Here is a 1,054-nt window from a genome sequence, read left to right on the forward strand (position 1 = left end):
ACGCTCTTCGGTAGACTGGCGGAACTAGCGGAATACATTGACAGCGATACAGTCCACGAGACTGTGGATCGGTGCCCCAGTAAGGTTCAGTGACCGGAGGAAGCCGTAGGTCCGAGCGGCCTGTTCCAAGCCCTGCTTGGACAGGCCGCGGAACTTCGCCAACCACGGTTGGAGCAGTGACCAGAGACACTCTACCTGGTTCGTGTGGACGCCTTTGTCGGAGACGTACCTCTCGTCGTGGACAACGTATTGGTGATCGTGCTCCATGCCTCGGTAAGCTGGCAGTCCATCGGTCCAGACCTCTCCCAGCGGCTGGGAGAGGTCGTCTGCTTCCTCGATAACTGGCCCAAGGTCATCTTCATAGTCGCTTCCTTCCTGAGCTGAGACCACGCGAAGCACGTCGCGGCACGCCGCGACGAGCGTCAGTTCGTCACCCTGATTCCCTGTCCAGCGGGTACGTCCACCCTCGGGCGACCCGCCGCGGTTGAGTCCCTTCCGCGGCGGATCTTGGCCTTTGAAGCCCGAACACACCTGCTGTGTTTCATCGACCTGTGTTGGCCCATCGACTGTCTGGGAGATGCGCTCCCAGACAGTCGGAAATCCCCGACAGAACGCGGTTTCAAACTCTCTGAGCTGGTCGTGAAGCGTCGTGTAACACGGTGAGAGGAGTTCAGCGATTTGGGTAATGCTGAGGAGTGTATCAGCGTAGAGGATGAAGGCGATGAGGAACTCACCTGGGGTGAGTTCCGAATCGTAGAAGGGTGTCCCTCGCGTGTACGTGGTTTTCCAGTCACAGCGGCCACACCAGATGCGGTCAGAGCCGTTGAGAGCGTGGAGGTTGTCTGCGCCGCAGTGTGGACAGGAGCGTTCTTCCCAGATCGTCTTGAGACGCCGCTCGACGATGGCGTCGAGCGGCTCGGCCCGAAATTCTATTACCCCAAGTTCCGCAAGTTCTGATAGCCTCTGGCCGAAGGCAGGACGGTCTTCATACATACCCGTTTTTGCCGGGCCAGAGGCACTAATGCTCCTGGTTCCGCCAGTCTACTGAAGAGCG

1 protein-coding gene is annotated in these 1,054 nt (G+C 59.1%); it reads right to left on the minus strand.

Going from position 1 to position 1,054, the window contains the following annotated elements:
* Positions 1–24: 24 nt before the first annotated feature.
* On the minus strand, positions 25–993 hold the full coding sequence (locus EXE47_RS18235) for an IS1595 family transposase (RefSeq protein WP_094579980.1): 969 nt from the start codon (positions 991–993) through the stop codon (positions 25–27).
* Positions 994–1,054: the final 61 nt, after the last annotated feature.

This window comes from Halorubrum sp. GN12_10-3_MGM (genome assembly GCF_005435235.1).
GTDB lineage: Archaea > Halobacteriota > Halobacteria > Halobacteriales > Haloferacaceae > Halorubrum > Halorubrum ezzemoulense.

Bases quoted from the DNA above. Each gene is read 5' to 3' on its own strand.
- EXE47_RS18235 (WP_094579980.1), bottom strand. From the start codon at position 993: ATGTATGAAGACCGTCCTGCCTTCGGCCAGAGGCTATCAGAACTTGCG.